The sequence below is a fragment of the Flavobacterium gelidilacus DSM 15343 genome, assembly GCF_000422685.1.
Taxonomy (GTDB): Bacteria; Bacteroidota; Bacteroidia; order Flavobacteriales; family Flavobacteriaceae; genus Flavobacterium; species Flavobacterium gelidilacus.
Map to the genome: position 1 here is coordinate 381,831 of NZ_KE383903.1, position 17,134 is coordinate 398,964.

Here is a 17,134-nt window from a genome sequence, read left to right on the forward strand (position 1 = left end):
GATTTCTTTATATATATTTGTTATCTATTCAAAATTTTACAATGAAAAAAACAATTATCCTATGTACAATGTTAATTTCCTTACTAGGATTTTCACAATATAATTCAACAGCACCCTGGCTCTCAAACAATGAAGAAGCGAAGCAAGGAAACTTATCAATAGAAGAATTAAAACAGTCTTTTGATAATTATTGGTTGACTCATGACAAGAATAAAAAGGGTTCAGGCTATAAACCTTTTATGCGATGGGAATACCATTGGCAAAACAAAGTTGATGTCAATGGAAATAAAATAACTCCAGAAGAAATGTGGGCTGCATTTAATCAAAAAAAAACAGCTCAGACAAATAAGAATGCTCAATCCTTACCTGTAAGTGATTGGCAACCTGTTGGTCCTTTTTCTCATTTAAATACAGGTTCATGGTCATCTGGACAAGGAAGAGTAAACATTGTGCATGTTGACCCTTCAAACCCTAGTACTGTATACATAGGTACACCAGCTGGTGGAATTTGGAAATCAAGTGATGCTGGTTCAACGTGGTCAGCATTGTCAGATAACTTACCACAAATTGGGGTTTCTGGTATTGCAATTGATTATTCTAATTCTAATACTATTTATATTGCTACTGGTGATAAAGATTCTTCAGACACCTACTCTATCGGTGTTATGAAGTCAGTTGATGGAGGTTTAACGTGGAACACTACAGGATTAACTTTTACAAATACTTCTACTTTAGCAGGTGACATTTTAATACACCCAACAAATAATCAAATTTTATGGTGTGGAACAAGTGTTGGGCTTTATAGAACAATCAATGGTGGATTAAATTGGACTGTTGTTCAATCAGGAAATTTCTCTCAAGGTTCACTAAGATTAAAACCTAATGACCCTTCAACAGTTTATGCAGTCTCTAATAATAGATTTTTTAAATCAACTAATACCGGAAGCTCTTTTAGTTTAATTACTACAGGTTTACCTTCCACTTCAGGAAGACTATTATTAGATGTTACAGCAGCAAATTCAAATTATATTTATATTTTAAGTGCTACAAGTTCATCTGCTTTTCAAGGATTATATAAATCAACTAATGGAGGAACAAGTTGGACAAACGTATCTGGAACATCAACGGATATATTTGAATCTACACAATCATGGTATGACTTAGCTTTGGCTGTATCAGACACCAATGAAAACGAAATATACACAGGTTGTCTAAATGTATGGAAATCTTCAAATGGAGGAAGTACATTCTCAAAACTTAACAATTGGAGTTCTCCATTTGGAGCGTCATATACACATGCTGATATTCATTATCTAGGTTTTCAAGGTGGAAAATTATATTGTGGAAGTGATGGAGGAATTTATGTTTCTAATAATGGGGGTATAGTTTTTACTGACAAAACTGCTGGGGCACAAATAAGTCAATTCTATAAAGTTGCTGTCTCTAAACAAACTTCAGCAAATATTGTAGGAGGCTTGCAAGACAACGGTGGTCATGCTTTTAGTAACGGTGCTTGGAAAAATTATTATGGTGCAGATGGAATGGATGCTGCCATAAGCCCTGTTAATCAAAATTTATACTATGGTTTCATTCAAAATGGAGGAAGCATGTATATTAGTAATAATGCAGGTAACTCAATTGGTTCTAGTGTAAGTTCTCCTTCCGGTGTAAGTGGAAATTGGGTTACTCCATTAATGATTAATTCTATAGGAGAAGTTTTTTCAGGTTACAATGGATTATATAAATTAAATGGTTCAACATGGGTTCAACAAAACATTAGTAGTTTAGGTAATGGAAATATGGAATTAATTGCCATTGACCCTTCAAATGACAACATTATGTTTGTGACCAATGGTTCATCTTTATACAAAAGCACAAATAAAGGAATAAATTTTACACTTTCATACTCAGCTCCTGGAACGATTACTGCTATAGATGTTCATACAACTAACAGTAATATTGTTTATCTAGCAACATCTGGAACTTCAGGACAAACATTAAAATCTTTAAACGGAGGAAGTACATTCACGAATTTTTCTGCTGGTTTACCAAATATTGGAAAAAACACTATTGTTCATCAAGGTCGTAATACAGATAATCCTTTATATCTAGGAACAAGTTTAGGTGTTTATTATATTGATGATACTATGACAGCTTGGGAAGCATTTGATACAAATCTACCAAACGTATCGGTTACAGATTTAGAAATTAATTTAGAAGATAATAAATTAATTGCGGCTACTTATGGAAGAGGTATTTGGCAAACAAATATTCCCGTTCAAGTACCTGCTACTGACATTAAATTAGTCGCAATTCAAAGTCCAAATAATATCGACATTAATTGTGGAAATACAATTGTTCCACAAATACAGCTTGAAAACAATGGAACAAATGCAATCACAGTAATCAATATTAATTATGATATTGATGGAAATGTAAATACATATACTTGGAATGGAAACATAACTTCTGGTCAAACAGCATCAGTTTCATTGCCTTCTTTGACTTTATCACGGGGACTTCACAACTTAAATATTACTTCGACAACTCCAAATGATGCTTATCCTGACAATAATTCAAGTTTAATTACTTTTTATATTAATGATGAAGGGATTGTAGGTCAAACAAATGAATTTACCAATACTAGTGATGAATTAATAACATATGATGCAGGGTCAAATAGTTCTCAATGGGTAAGAGGAATTAGAGGTTTTGGACTAATGTCTTCAGGTGGAAACACAGTTTATACAACAAACTTAACGGGTAATTATCCTGACGGAGTAAAATCATACATAGTTTCACAGTGTTATAATTTAACAAACATAACAAATCCTCAAATTCAATTCACAATGAAACATCATTTGGAAGAAAATTGGGATATAGTTTATGTTGAATATTCAACTGATTTTGGTCAGAACTGGTCGCTTTTAGGAGAACAAGGACCAAATTGGTATAATAGCAATAGAACTAATGCATCGTCTGGTTCTGCAGATGATTGTCAAAATTGTCCTGGTGGTCAATGGACAGGAACAAACACAACATTAACAACTTACAGCTACCCATTAAATGCTTTAAACAATGAGCAAAATATAATTTTTAGAATAGTATTTCATTCAGATGCTGCTGTAAATCAATTAGGAGTAAATATAGATGATTTTGTAATTACTGGCGTCTTATCAAAAGAAAATTTCGAATTGAATAACATTTCTGTTTATCCAAATCCTTCTGAAGGAGTTTTTAACATATCATTAGGCGATATAGAACCAACTTCTATCGAAGTATACGATTTAACAGGTAAAATAATTTTATCGAAAAAAGACCTTTCCATTTCAAATTTTGAAACATCTATTAATTTATCAAATGCTTCACAAGGGATCTATTTTATTAAGATAAATGCAAATGATCAAAACATCGTTAAAAGAATTATTAAAAAGTAAACCCCATTTCAAGTAACAATAAAAATATGAAAACAAAAATAATATGTCTTTTGATGTTATTGAGTTCAACAACGTTTTTTGGACAAAAAAATAATCTCCAAGAAGCAAAAGCACATCAAAAAACATTAAAAATAAACACTGTAAATATAAATTTCGATGAAGCAATTAAACTGTTTTCAAAAGAATATAGTTTAAATGAAAATTATTCATACACTAAACTATATTCGACAATTGACGAAAGAGGGTTTCATCATGATAAATTTCAACAATTTTACAACAATATAAAAATAGAATTCGGAACAGTAATTACTCATTCTAACAACGAAGGAGTATATTTGATTAATGGCGAACTTTACAATACAAACGATTTAAGTATAATTCCAACAGTATCAAAACAACAAGCATTTAATAATGCTCTGCAAAGTGTAAATGCTCAAAAATATATGTGGGAAGATATTGAGCAATCACGTTTGATGGATTATAAAATGCCTGAAGGAGAATTAGTTGTTTTTCCAAATGTAACTTTAGAAGTTAATCATTTAGCTTACAAATACGATATTTATTCTATTAACCCTGTTGCTAGACTTGAAGTTTACGTTGATGCGCATTCTGGAGAAATTTTATTTTCAAATCCCATCATTAAGCATGCTGATAAAATAAATGCTAGTAATGAAGTGAAAAAACCTTTTTCAAAGTTAAATGCTTCTGAATTACTAATTCAAGGAACAGCTGCAACTAGATATAGTGGTACAAGACAAATTGAAACTACATTGTCTGGTTCAAATTACATTTTACAAGATGCAACTAGAGGAAACGGAATAAAAACATTCAATTGTCTAAAAGGTACGGTCTACCAAGACGTAGATTTTACAGATAATGATAACGATTGGACTGCAGCAGAATACAATAATGCAAATAAAGACAACGGTGCATTAGATGCACATTGGGGTGCAGAAAAAACATATGATTTTTGGAACAATCTATTTAACAGAAATAGTTATGATGATAACGGAGCTGTAATTAAAAGTTATGTGCATTTTGATGTTAATTATAATAACGCTTTTTGGAATGGTGCTGCAATGACTTATGGTGATGGTAGTGGTTCTTCAGGCATATTAACTTCAATTGATGTCTGTGGTCACGAAATCGGACACGCTATATGTACTTATACTGCAGGATTAGTATACCAAAATCAATCAGGTGCTATGAATGAAGGCTTTTCGGATATTTGGGGTGCTTGTATTGAACATTACGGAAGAACAGGAGGTTTAACGGCTACAATTCCAAATTCAATATGGCTAATTGGTGAAGATTTAGGAAATGCCTTTAGATCAATGAGTAATCCAAATTCTAAAGGAGATCCAGATACTTATTTAGGATCTTTTTGGTATAGTGGAACTGCAGATAGCGGTGGAGTACATACAAATTCTGGTGTTTTGAATCATTGGTTTTATATTCTAACAGCAGGTAAATCTGGAACAAACAATGCTCCAACACCTGATGTTTATAATGTAACTGGAATTGGAATGACTAAAGCAGCTGAAATAGCATACATTGCGGAAAGAGATTATTTGACTCCGAACTCAACTTATGCTGATGCAAGAAATGCAACAATTGAAGCAGCAAGCACAATATATTGTGCTAATAGCCCTGAAGTAATTGCTGTAACAAATGCTTGGTATGCTGTAAATGTAGGAGAACAATATGTAGCTGTTTCTAATGACGTAGCCTTACAAACAATAACTGGTGTAAGTACAATTTCTTGTGGAACTAGTTTAACTCCTGTTTTAAAGCTTAAAAATCAAGGTTTAAATGCTATAACTTCTATTTCAATTTCTTACACAATTGATGGTGGAACAGCAATAAACCAAACTTGGAACGGCAACTTAGCTCCTTGTAATGAAACAACTTTTCCATTATCAGTTTCAGGATTAACAAAAGGTGCACATATAATGAATGTAACATCAACAATAACAAATGACGGAAGACCAGAAAACAATACAAAATCTGTTTTGTTACTTGTAAATAATTCTGGAGTTGTTGGAACGGTCAATCCTTTTACTACGGCAACAGATGCTTTAATTACATATAATCAAAACGAAACTTCTTCAATTTGGGTAAGAGGTGTTAAAGGTTTTGGACCAATGACATCTGCAGGAAATACAGTTTATACTACTAATTTAACCGGTAATTATGTTGATCAGAAAAAAGCTTATATAATTTCTCAATGCTATAATCTTACAAATGTCTCTAGTCCTCAAATAAGTTTTGCGATGAAATTTGATTTAGAGCAAGATTGGGATATTGTTTATGTTCAATACACAACAGATATGGGTCAAAACTGGTCTGTATTAGGTCAAATGGGACCTAATTGGTATAATAGCAACAGAACTCCACAAACTTCAGGTGATGATTGTAATAATTGTGTTGGTGCACAATGGACTGGTACAGATACAGCACTAAAAACATATGCTTACCCATTAACTTCATTAGTTGGACAATCAAATGTGATTTTTAGAATTGTATTTCATTCCGACGAAGCCGTTAATCAAAAAGGTGTTAATATTGATGATTTTGTAATTAGCGGAGTTTTAGCAAATGAAAGTTTCGAATTAAACACTATCTCAATTTATCCAAATCCTTCAAATGGAATTTACAACATTAGCTTAGGAGAAACTAATCCAACTTTAATTGAAGTATATGATTTAACAGGTAAAATAATTTTATCTAAAAAAGACATTATGACTTCAAATTTTACAACAACAATTGATTTATCATCTGCATCTCAAGGAGTTTACTTTGTTAAAATTGTTGCAGATAATCAGCAAATAGTTAAAAGAATTATTAAACAATAAATTATGAATAATAAAATTTTAAAAGGAAGTATCAGCTTCCTTTTTTTAACAGGAGTATTTTATTCTTGCAAAACAAGTCAAGAAACAGTCAAAAAAGAAAATCCAGTCGGAATTAATACTTCTTTAATGGATAAGTCTGTGAAACCTTCTGATGATTTTTTCAGATATGTAAATGGAAGTTGGATGGATAATACAGAAATCCCAGCTGACAGAACCCGATGGGGAAGTTTTGATGAACTTCGTAAAAACACTGATGAAGATGTTATGACTATTCTTAAAGAAGCAATTAATGACAAAAGTATTGATCCAAATTCTGATCAAGCTAAAGCTATTAATTTATACAAATCAGTCTTAGACACTTTGACAAGAGATAAACAAGGAATTGAGCCTTTAAAACCTTATTTAGCTAAAATAGATGCTGTTAAAAACGCTAATGAAGTTGTGAATTTAATTGCAGAATTTGATGATGAGATTAACCTAGGTTTCTTTGGCGTTTATGTAAGTACAGATGCAAAAGACAGTAAAAGAAACGTAGTCTATGTTGGTACCGGAAGTTTAGGTTTGCCAGACCGAGATTATTACGTTTCAGATGCACCTGACAATGTTGAAAAACGTCAAAAATACCAGGAACATACAGCTAGAATGTTACAATATTTAGGACAGTCTGAAAGTTCAGCTAACTCTGATGCTGTGAAAATAGTAGCATTAGAAACTAAAATGTCAACAGCTACTTTAGATAGAGTTGAAAGAAGAGATAGAAGAAAAACTTATAATCCAATGACAGTTGTAGAACTTCAAAAAATGGTTCCTTCTGTAAACTGGAATAATTATCTTAAAACTATCGGAATTGGTAAAATAGATTCTATTGTGGTTTCGCAACCAAAATATTTAGAAACTTTAGAAACTATTTTCAACGAAAACAAATTGGCTGATTGGAAAGCTTACATGAAATGGACTTTATTAAGAGGTTCGGCTGGTTCACTTTCAACAGAAATTGACAATGCTAATTGGGAATTTTATGGAAAAACTTTAACAGGAGCAGTTAAACAAAGACCCGCAGATGAAAGAGCTTTAGCCACTGTTAACGGGAGACTTGGAGAAGCTTTAGGGAAATTATATGTTGCTAAAAAATTCCCACCTGAAGCTAAAGCTAAAGCAGAAGCAATGATTGCTAATGTAATGAAAGCATATGAAAACAGAATTGATGGTTTACCTTGGATGACTAAAGGAACTAAAGAAAAAGGTAAAGAAAAATTAAATAAATTAACCGTAAAAATTGGTTATCCTGATAAGTGGAAAGATTATTCAGCTTTAGAAGTAGTTAGTCCAGAAAATGGAGGAACTTATTTTGAAAATTCTAGACTATATGCAAAGTGGTCACACCAAAAAAATATTGAAAAGCTAAACGAACCTGTTGATAAAACGGAATGGGGAATGAGTCCACAAACAGTGAATGCTTATTTTAATCCATCTAACAACGAAATTGTTTTTCCAGCAGCCATTTTACAGCCACCTTTCTATGATTACAGAGCTGATGAAGCCGTAAATTATGGTGGAATTGGAGCAGTTATTGGTCACGAGATTTCTCATGGTTTTGATGATTCTGGTTCAAGATATGATGCAGATGGAAATTTAGTAAATTGGTGGAGTGATGAAGATTTAGCTCAATTTACAGGTTTAGGAACTGCTTTAGCTGACCAATATTCAAACTTACAACCTTTACCTGGAATTTATGTTGATGGTAAATTTACATTAGGAGAAAATATCGGAGATTTAGGTGGTGTAAATGCCGCTTATGATGGTTTACAAATCTATTTAAAACAAAATGGTAATCCAGGTTTAATCGATGGATTTACTCCAGAACAACGTTTCTTTATTTCTTGGTCAACAATTTGGAGAAGTAAAATGCGTGATGAGGCAATTAAAAATCAAGTAAAAACTGATCCACATTCACCAGCACAATACAGATCTTATGTGCCTTTGCAAAATGTTGATGCTTTCTACAAAGCATTCAATATTGAAGTTGGAGACGGAATGTATATTGCTCCGGAAAATAGAGTTAAGATTTGGTAATCAAAAATTATCATAATTATAGAGCTAATATGAAACTCTTTAATTAAAACAAAAAGGAGTTAAAATGTAATGTTTTAACTCCTTTTTTTATATCTATTGTCTTAATAACATTATTTGCAGGAGTCTACAATATCTTAGTTATGTACTTCTCCTTCAAAATATCAGCATACTCTTTAATTATTACTAATTGTATCATAAAATAGTATCATGATTTAGTAATAAAATCAAAAAGCTCCTTGTTTACACAAGGAGCTTTTTTTTAATGAACCAATTAAGTTTTAGTTTTTAACTAAAGCTTCTTTAGACCATTTTCTAACATCAGCAACTCTGTTGTCAGTATAATCAACTTCGTTTAAAGTATCATCAGTCCAGAAGAACCATTTCCCAACTTTAATTCCATTGTTATACTCACCAATAGCTACTTTATTTCCATTTTCATTATAAGAAATCCATTTACCTTGTAATTTACCTGCTAAATAGTTTCCTTCTTGTTTAACTTGACCGTTATCGTGAAAATATGTTGCTTTAACTTCGTTTCCTACTACTTCATATTTAGGCTGAACTTCTTGTGCATAAAAAACACCTGAGATCAACAATGCTGCCATAATTATTACTTTTTTCATCTTCATTTCTTTTAATAGGTTAATATTCTGATAACAAATATATATAATATTTTACAATAAACAAACTTTTTCTTAACAATTTGGTAACATTGGAAAATTAAACCTAAAAAAGTCAATGCTTTCACACTGACTTCTTTAACAAATATGTATTATATTTTAGTCATTTAAAACACTATCAAATAACTCCACTAAAGAAGTTGAAGATGGTCTTGGAGCATCTGCACTTATAATTTCTCCATTTGGTCCAATTAAAATAAACCTTGGAATACCATTAATTTTATAATCTTGAACAAATTTAGATTTCCAATCAGCTTCTGCTAATAATTGAATGCCACCTAGTTCTTTTTCTATGATAAATTTAGACCATTTTTCTCTGTCAGAAACTCTATCAATAGACAAACTTACGAAAGAAATATTTTTTCCTTCATACTTTTCTTCTACTTCTTTTAGAAAAGGAATTTCAGCTCTACATGGTCCACACCAAGTTGCCCAAACGTCAATATAAACATATTTTCCTTTCAAATCAGTTAAAGAAGTAGTTCCACCTTTAAAGTTTTCAAAATTAAAATCTGGTGAAGCACTACCGTTCATTTTTTTAGCTTCTAAGGTTTGCATATAATATGATTTTAAACCGTTTAAAGATTGCTCAGTATCTTTAGAATAATTTTCTACAAAAACTTTGTCTAATGATTTGTCATTTAAATTGGCCAGTACTTTAGTTTTTCTCTCTTCAAACAACTTGTTAAACATTTCTTCATCCGAGTTTAATAAAGTATCATAATCATAGCTTTTAGATTCTATTGAAGATTTAATTAAAAAATTATTTTCAACTGAACCTTTTCCTTTATAAGAAATTGATTCATATTCAGTTTTAGCATCCATATTCAAAACTAGGTCATACCCATTTTTTAAATATAATTGTGCATACATTTTACCATCATACAATTGATAAAACCCCTCTTCAATTTCAAATGCAGCTGTAAAATCACCCTTTTTGTTTATGGTTATAATTTTAGAAAAATTATTTTTACCCATAATTTTAAGGGTATCGCTATTTCTATTTTCAATTTTTGCAGAAAAATTTAAAGTTTTTTTCTTTTCAGTCTGTGCAAACGATACAAAAGTCGAAAGCAATAATAAGTAAGTTAATTTTTTCATATAGATCTAATAATTTACGTAAAGTTATATTTTATATCTTAAAAAAAAACAAAAAAAACTTAAAACACTACTTTTTAAAAATATTAGTAAGGCAAAAATTGAATTTTATATTACTTTTGCAAAAAAGTTTTTCAATGTATAGAAGTCATAATTGTGGAGAATTAAATGCTTCACACGTCAATAAAGAAGTAACCCTTGCCGGTTGGGTACAAAAGTCTAGAGATAAAGGGTTTATGATATGGGTAGATTTAAGAGATCGCTATGGAATAACTCAACTAATTTTTGACGACCAAAGAACAGATAAAGCTGTTATTGAAAAAGCAAAATCTTTAGGAAGAGAGTTTGTAATTCAAGTAAAAGGAACTGTTATCGAACGTGTTTCCAAAAATCCAAACATGACAACTGGTGATGTTGAAATTTTAGTGACTGAACTTACCATTTTAAACGAAGCACAAGTTCCTCCTTTTACTATTGAAGATGAAACCGATGGCGGTGAAGATATTCGTATGAAATATCGCTACTTAGATATCAGAAGAAATCCTGTAAAAAATAATTTACTTTTCCGTCACAAAGTATCCATGGAAGTTAGAAAATATCTTTCTGACCAAGGTTTTTGTGATATAGAAACTCCTTACCTAATCAAATCTACTCCAGAAGGAGCAAGAGATTTTGTGGTACCAAGCAGAATGAATGAAGGTCAATTTTATGCGTTACCTCAATCTCCTCAAACTTTTAAACAATTATTGATGGTTGGTGGAATGGATAAGTATTTTCAGATTGTAAAATGTTTCCGTGATGAAGATTTACGTGCAGACAGACAACCTGAATTTACTCAAATTGACTGTGAAATGGCATTTGTGGAACAAGAAGATATTTTAAATATGTTTGAAGGTTTGACACGTCATTTATTAAAAGAGATTAAAGGTGTTGATGTAGAGAAATTCCCAAGAATCACCTACGATTACGCTATGAAAACCTACGGAAATGACAAACCAGACATTCGTTTTGATATGAAATTTGGTGAGTTAAATGAAGTAGCTCAACATAAAGAATTTGGGGTTTTTAATTCAGCTGAATTAGTTGTCGGAATTGCTGCTCCAGGTTGTGCAAGTTACACAAGAAAAGAAATTGATGCCTTAATCGAATGGGTAAAACGTCCACAAATAGGTGCATCAGGAATGGTATATGTAAAATGTGAAGAAGATGGCACATTCAAATCATCAGTAGACAAATTCTACGATCAAGATGATTTAAAAAAATGGGCAGAATCCACAAATGCAAAAGCTGGAGATTTAATTTTAATCCTTTCAGGTAATGCCGATAAAACTAGAACTCAACTTTCTGCTTTAAGAATGGAAGTTGCTACTCGTTTAGGCTTACGTAAATCGGATGAGTTTGCTCCTCTTTGGGTTGTAGATTTTCCTTTATTAGAATGGGATGAAGAAAGTGGTCGTTATCATGCGATGCATCATCCATTTACTTCACCAAAGCCAGAAGATATTAAATTAATTGATACAGAACCAGGAAAAGTAAGAGCAAACGCTTATGACATGGTTTTAAATGGTAACGAAATTGGTGGTGGTTCTATTCGTATTCACGATAGAGAATTACAGTCAAGAATGTTTGATTTATTAGGATTTAGCAAAGAAGAAGCCGAAGCACAATTCGGGTTTTTAATGAACGCTTTCGAATATGGAGCACCACCTCATGGAGGATTAGCTTTCGGACTAGACAGATTAGTGTCTATTTTAGGAGGACAAGAAACAATTCGTGATTTTATCGCTTTCCCTAAAAATAATTCAGGTAGAGATGTAATGATTGATGCTCCTAGTAAAATTGATGATAAGCAATTAAGTGAATTGCATATTAAACTAGACGTGAAATAATGAAATACATATTAAGATTACTTTTACTTATCGTTTTCGGATTTATTGTTTTTGGGTATTATCACAAAAATAGTGGTAGCGAAGAAGGTGACAAATGGATTGGGATTGGAATTTTAATTTTAGCTTTAGTTTTGATGCCTCTATTCATTTATCACAGATATAAAAATAAAAATCTAAACGATTACATGTATAAAATAGGTGACGAAAAAAAGGAAGATACTGAAAATCAATAAATTTATTGGAGAAATCCTTTTTTATACCAATTAAAAAATTATCTTTGGGCATTATTAATTATTTTTATATTACAACATGAGAACAGGAAAAGTTAAGTTCTTCAATGAATCAAAAGGTTACGGTTTTATCACAGACGATGAAACAGGAAAAGACATTTTCGTACACGCAAGTGGAATGAGAGTTGAATCATTAACTGAAGGCGAAAGCGTTAGTTACGAAGAAGAAGAAGGTAGAAAAGGTAAAGTAGCTGCACAAGTTGTAGTTATCGAAGACTAATATATATTATTTTTTGATTACCCAAGTACAAACGCTCTGCATTGCAGAGCGTTTTTTTTGTGCATAATTTTAACGTACGTTTTATAAATTTTGAAAGGATATGCTTTAAATTTGTAAAATGTATGCTCTAGTCGATTGTAATAATTTTTATGCTTCTTGCGAACGTGTTTTTCAACCACAATACGTTGGAAAACCTGTTGTTATTTTATCCAATAATGATGGATGTATTATTTCGCGTAGTTATGAAGCTAAAGATTTAGGCATACAAATGGGTGCACCCGAATTCAAAGTCAGAAATGAATTAAGAGAAAAGAATGTAAAAGTGTTTTCTTCTAATTATGCTTTGTATGGTGACTTGAGTAATCGTGTCATGAAAATTCTTGAAGGTTTTACTCCTAATATTGAAGTTTATAGCATAGACGAATCGTTTATGAACTTTGATGGAATGAACATAGAAGACTATCACAAATACGGAATTCAAATAAAAACTAGAGTTAATAAATGGCTGAGCATTCCTGTTTGCATCGGCTTTGCTCCTACTAAAGCACTTTCTAAAGTTGCTAATAAAATTGCTAAAAAATACCAAGAACGCACACAAGGAATTTACGTAATCGATACCGAAGAAAAACGCATCAAAGCCTTAAGATGGACAAAAATTGAAGATGTTTGGGGCATTGGTTTTCGATTAACTAAAAAAATGCAAGCTAGAAATATCTTAACAGCTTACGATTTCACATTACCTCACAACGAAAGTTATATCAAAAAAGAAATGGGCGTTGTAGGTTTACGCTTAAAATATGAATTGGAAGGAAAATCAGTTTTACTTTTAGAAGATGCACCCGCACAGAAAAAACAAATAGCAATCACCCGAAGTTTTGAAGGAACAATTTCAACTTTTGATGAAATGAAAGAACGTGTATCTACTTTCGCAACCGTTTGTGCCGAAAAATTACGCAAGCAAAATTCATGTTGCCATAGTGTAATTCTATATTTACGAATTGACAAACACAAAGTAGAACGAAGCCGCTATAATTTTTATAAATTAGAAACAATTCCTTTTGCTAGTAACTCGAGCATCACCATAAGTAATTTAGCTGTAAAATTATTAAAAGATCTTTTTCAAGAAGGTGAGATTTATAAAAAAGCAGGGATTATTGTTTCTGATATCATTCCCGAAAACCAAAAACAGTTGCATTTATTTGAAGAAGAAAACCCAAAACATCAAGCTTTAATGAAAGTTATAGATGATTTCCACAGAAAAACAGGTGAACGAAAAATACGTTTAGGCAATCAAGATTTACAACAGACTTGGAAAATGAGACAAAAGCATTTATCCAAAAAATACACAACAGACTTTAAAGATATTTTAGAAGTGAAGTGTTAAGAAAATAGATTTTCGGACATTGGATTTTCAGAAAACGGTTTGAAAAATTATAAGAACATCTTTGATTTCTTAAATCTTTGTTCCAAAAAAAATGAAAAAATGAAAAAAAAAATACAATTCTTTCTTCCAGATTTAGAAAATCAAATTGAACTCCCTTATATTTCAAGTGGAATAAAAGCTGGTTTCCCATCACCTGCGGCTGATTTTGATGAAAGTAAAATTAGTTTAGACAATGTATTAGTCAAAAATAAAGAAGCTACTTTTTATGCCAAAGCAAGCGGAAACTCGATGATTGGTGCAGGAATTGACAATGGCGATATTTTAGTGATTGACAGAAGTTTAGAGCCACAAAACAACAAAATTGCTATTTGCTATTTAGATGGCGAATTCACGGTAAAAAGAATAAAAATTGAAGGTGATAATGTTTTCCTAATGCCTGAAAACAAAAACTACAAGCCCATACAAATTGCCGAAGAAAATGATTTAATCATTTGGGGAATTGTTACGTATGTGATAAAAAAAGTATAAAAAAAGCCCCAAGAATGAACTTGAGGCTTTTGTACCCTGGGTGGGAATCGAACCCACACTCCGAAGAACACGAGTTTGAGTCGTGCGCGTCTACCAATTCCGCCACCAAGGCTGCTTCAAAAGAAGATTGCAAATGTAATAATTATTTTAAGAAAATAATAAAAATACTTTAAAATATACTTTCAGAGTCAAAATTAATTTCTAAATTTGCACTTCGCTAATGCGACACACAACTAACTAACTACATCCGAGTCGAATACAAACATTAAGCAATAGACAAAATTAAAGCTGAACTGTACGAAGCGTACCGGAATAAAAACAACCAATTAAAATGTCACATCAAGAACCTGAAGCAAAAATATTTGCTTGTTCCCAAAGTGTACACTTAGCCGAACAAATTGCTGAAAAGTATGGAATTCCGCTAGGTAAAGTTACGTTCTCAAAATTTAGTGATGGTGAAATGCAACCGTCTTACGAAGAATCTATAAGAGGATTGCGTGTATTTATTGTTTGCTCAACATTTCCGAATGCAGATAATATAATGGAACTTTTATTGATGATAGATGCTGCTAAAAGAGCTTCTGCCAGACATATAACTCCAGTTATTCCTTATTTTGGATATGCTCGTCAAGACAGGAAAGATAAGCCAAGAGTACCAATTGGAGCAAAGTTAGTTGCAAAGCTACTTGAAACTGCTGGTGCAACTCGTATTATGACAATGGACCTGCACGCGGATCAAATTCAAGGATTTTTTGAAAAACCTGTTGATCACTTGTTTGCTTCAACTATATTTTTACCTTATTTAAAAGGTTTAAATCTAGACAATTTAACAATAGCTTCACCAGATATGGGTGGCTCTAAAAGGGCTTATGCTTATTCTAAATTTTTAGAATCTGATGTAGTTATTTGTTACAAACAAAGAAAAGCGGCAAACGTCATAGGCACAATGGAATTAATTGGTGATGTTCAAGGAAAAAACGTAGTATTGGTTGATGACATGATTGATACTGGTGGAACTTTAGCAAAAGCTGCCGATTTAATGATCGAAAAAGGAGCTATAAGTGTTAGAGCGATATGTACTCACGCAATTTTATCGGGTGATGCGTATGAAAAAATAGAAAATTCTAAATTATTAGAATTGATTGTTACCGATTCTATTCCTTTAAAGAGAGAGTCAAAGAAAATAAGAGTAGTAAGTTGTGCACCATTATTTGCAGAAGTTATGCGTATGGTTCAGCACAACAATTCCATTAGTGGAAAATTTTTAATGTAAAATATTAATTAATTATATATATTTAGAATGAAGTCAATTACAATTGAAGGACAAGAAAGAGAAAGCGTAGGTAAAAAGGCAACTAAAGCCTTACGCGATGCTGGAATGGTTCCGTGTGTTATATACGGTGGAGACCAACCAGTGCATTTTGCAGCAGACGAAAGAGCATTTAAAGGTTTGGTTTACACTCCAAATGCACATACTGTTGCAATTGATTTAGCTGGGAAAAAAGTAAATGCAATTTTACAAGACATCCAGTTTCACCCAGTTACAGACAAAATTTTACACATCGATTTCTTCCAATTATTAGAAGATAGAGAAGTTATTATGGAAGTTCCTGTAAAAGTTGTTGGAAAATCTCCTGGTGTTATGGGTGGTGGAGTTTTACGTTTAGCGCAAAGACGTCTAAAAGTTAAAGCATTACCTAAAAATTTACCAGATTTTATCACAGCTGATATTACTCCACTTGAAATGGGGAACAAATTATATATCACTAAATTAGCATCTGATAATTTTAAATTCATGCACCCAGACAATACAGTTGTTTGCCAAGTAAGAATCTCTCGTGCTGCTATGAAAGCTGCTCAAGAAGCTGCAAAAGCAGAAAAAACTGCAACTAAGAAAAAATAAAAATTTTCTAACTATATCAAAAGCATCAGTTCTAAACTGGTGCTTTTTTTTTGAATATTTTCTACACAAACTATTTTCAATAGTTGATTCTTAATAAACTTTTAAAAAATAGTATTTTTACAAAATGAAATGGCTTTTTAATATCTTCAAACAAAAACAAACAGAAACAATTGATCCAATGAAAAAATTTTTAATTGTTGGCTTGGGAAACATAGGCTCAGAATATGTAAATACGAGGCACAATATAGGTTTCAAAGTATTAAATCATTATGCTAAAAAAGAAAATATAGATTTTCAAACCGCTAAACTTGGAGAACTCGCTCAGCATAAAATTAAAGGAAGAACTCTTTTTCTACTTAAACCAAACACTTACATGAACTTAAGCGGAAAGGCCATTAAGTACTGGATGGAAAAAGAAAATATACCTAAAGAAAATTTATTGGTAATTACAGATGATTTAAACCTTTCTTTTGGTACAATTAGAATAAAAGGAAAAGGTACTGATGGCGGTCATAACGGATTAAAAAACACTCAACTTATATTAAATTCATCGGAATATCCTAGATTTAGATTTGGAATAAGTGACGAATTTAAAAAAGGACAACAAGTTAATTATGTTCTTGGAGAATGGAGTGATGAAGAAAAATCTAAACTAAGTGAAAGATTTGAATTATCTCATGAAATAATAAATTCTTTTGTTTTAGCTGGTTTAAACGAAACCATGAATTTATTTAATGGAAAATAAAAAAGGATGCTTAAAATAAGCATCCTTTTTTT

General features: G+C 31.6%; 13 protein-coding genes and 1 tRNA gene. 11 read left to right on the forward strand and 3 right to left on the reverse strand.

Translation table 11 applies throughout. The annotated features are described in order from the left end of the window. The first annotated feature begins 41 nt into the window (after positions 1–41). The 3 genes from G507_RS0111490 to G507_RS0111500 are packed head-to-tail and all read left to right on the forward strand — an operon-like array spanning position 42 to position 8,365. Complete coding sequence (locus G507_RS0111490) at positions 42–3,437, forward strand: T9SS type A sorting domain-containing protein (protein WP_026717611.1); 3,396 nt, start codon at positions 42–44, stop codon at positions 3,435–3,437. A 26-nt stretch (positions 3,438–3,463) separates the two neighbouring features. Beyond that, positions 3,464–6,292, forward strand: coding sequence for a M4 family metallopeptidase (locus tag G507_RS16915; protein ID WP_084518968.1), 2,829 nt, complete (start codon positions 3,464–3,466; stop codon positions 6,290–6,292). Between the two features lie 3 nt (positions 6,293–6,295). Next, entirely contained in the window at positions 6,296–8,365 is a 2,070-nt protein-coding gene (locus tag G507_RS0111500; RefSeq protein ID WP_026717612.1) for a M13 family metallopeptidase, read from the forward strand. Positions 8,366–8,643: 278 nt separating this feature from the next. Here the strand turns inward: G507_RS0111500 and G507_RS0111505 are convergent, their stop codons facing one another. Both G507_RS0111505 and G507_RS0111510 read right to left on the reverse strand, forming a co-directional pair. Then, on the reverse strand, positions 8,644–8,988 hold the full coding sequence (locus G507_RS0111505) for a toxin-antitoxin system YwqK family antitoxin (protein WP_026717613.1): 345 nt from the start codon (positions 8,986–8,988) through the stop codon (positions 8,644–8,646). A gap of 156 nt (positions 8,989–9,144) precedes the next feature. Further along, positions 9,145–10,146: a TlpA family protein disulfide reductase gene (locus G507_RS0111510; RefSeq protein WP_026717614.1), complete on the reverse strand. Its 1,002-nt coding sequence runs from the start codon at positions 10,144–10,146 to the stop codon at positions 9,145–9,147. 134 nt (positions 10,147–10,280) lie between these two features. Between G507_RS0111510 and aspS the strand changes: the two genes are divergently transcribed. The 5 genes from aspS to G507_RS0111535 all read left to right on the forward strand — a co-directional run bounded on the left by aspS (position 10,281) and on the right by G507_RS0111535 (position 14,454). After that, positions 10,281–12,032, forward strand: coding sequence for an aspartate--tRNA ligase (gene aspS / locus G507_RS0111515; protein ID WP_026717615.1), 1,752 nt, complete (start codon positions 10,281–10,283; stop codon positions 12,030–12,032). Then, positions 12,032–12,265 carry a hypothetical protein gene (locus G507_RS16920; RefSeq protein WP_051191664.1) on the forward strand — a complete coding sequence of 78 codons (234 nt, stop codon included), beginning with the start codon at positions 12,032–12,034 and terminating at the stop codon, positions 12,263–12,265. The genes aspS and G507_RS16920 overlap by 1 nt, the downstream gene beginning before the upstream one ends. Positions 12,266–12,341: 76 nt before the next feature. Then, the gene (locus G507_RS0111525) at positions 12,342–12,542 is read left to right on the forward strand and encodes a cold-shock protein (protein WP_026717616.1); all 201 of its coding nucleotides are present in this window, start codon (positions 12,342–12,344) and stop codon (positions 12,540–12,542) included. Positions 12,543–12,660: 118 nt separating this feature from the next. Further along, on the forward strand, positions 12,661–13,926 hold the full coding sequence (locus G507_RS0111530) for a Y-family DNA polymerase (RefSeq protein WP_026717617.1): 1,266 nt from the start codon (positions 12,661–12,663) through the stop codon (positions 13,924–13,926). A gap of 99 nt (positions 13,927–14,025) precedes the next feature. Beyond that, a complete protein-coding gene (locus G507_RS0111535; RefSeq protein ID WP_026717618.1) occupies positions 14,026–14,454 on the forward strand; it encodes a LexA family protein in 429 nt (142 codons plus the stop codon). Positions 14,455–14,486: 32 nt separating this feature from the next. On the opposite strand, the gene G507_RS0111540 is transcribed toward G507_RS0111535, so the two are convergent. Continuing rightward, positions 14,487–14,566: transfer RNA gene (locus tag G507_RS0111540), tRNA-Leu, on the reverse strand. Positions 14,567–14,785: 219 nt separating this feature from the next. Here G507_RS0111540 and G507_RS0111545 point away from each other — a divergent pair. The 3 genes from G507_RS0111545 (at position 14,786) to pth (ending at position 17,102) form a co-directional block, all read left to right on the forward strand. After that, positions 14,786–15,727 carry a ribose-phosphate pyrophosphokinase gene (locus tag G507_RS0111545; protein ID WP_026717619.1) on the forward strand — a complete coding sequence of 314 codons (942 nt, stop codon included), beginning with the start codon at positions 14,786–14,788 and terminating at the stop codon, positions 15,725–15,727. Between the two features lie 27 nt (positions 15,728–15,754). Beyond that, a complete protein-coding gene (locus tag G507_RS0111550) occupies positions 15,755–16,357 on the forward strand; it encodes a 50S ribosomal protein L25/general stress protein Ctc (protein WP_026717620.1) in 603 nt (200 codons plus the stop codon). Between the two features lie 124 nt (positions 16,358–16,481). Then, positions 16,482–17,102, forward strand: coding sequence for an aminoacyl-tRNA hydrolase (pth, locus tag G507_RS0111555; protein ID WP_026717621.1), 621 nt, complete (start codon positions 16,482–16,484; stop codon positions 17,100–17,102). The last annotated feature ends 32 nt before the right edge of the window (positions 17,103–17,134 follow it).